This is a genomic window from Metalysinibacillus jejuensis, assembly GCF_003057615.1.
Lineage (GTDB): Bacteria > Bacillota > Bacilli > Bacillales_A > Planococcaceae > Metalysinibacillus > Metalysinibacillus jejuensis.
Genome location: NZ_QAFW01000169.1, coordinates 1 through 432 on the forward strand (window position 1 = coordinate 1; position 432 = coordinate 432).

Genomic DNA, 432 nt, shown 5'->3' on the forward strand with positions numbered 1-432 from the left:
ATTTTGAATATGCTTTACCTTTGGAGGTAGATTTACCTCGCGATAAGGTTGCTTTTGAGTGCACACCACAGGTTTGTGTTAATGATGTTTCCTCTTTTGTTTATGATGGTTCAAATTGTACGTTTAAATGGGATGTCGATTGTCAATTTGACGAATCTGTAGAAGGTGGACTATTTCAATTTGACCAACAGGCTCCTATTGATCTTCAACAAGTTCCATTACCAGAAAAGCCAGTAATTCAAGAGGTTGCACCAATCACTGAAGTAATACCGGAGCCTCCAGTGTTTGAACAGCCTGAAGTGCCTTTAATTGAAGTTGCGCCTTCCTATGAAGATTTTCTACCTAAAGAACAATCACCGATTACGGAAGAAATTCGCTTTGGTGGAGCTGATGGAATTTTCCCTGAAGAAGCATCAGTAGCTGATGGACAAC

General features: G+C 40.0%; 1 protein-coding gene. It reads left to right on the top strand.

What is annotated here, in order from left to right:
• Nucleotides 1–432, top strand: a 432-nt coding sequence (locus DDE80_RS15240; protein WP_161952363.1) for a hypothetical protein, incomplete at both ends; no start/stop codon positions are given.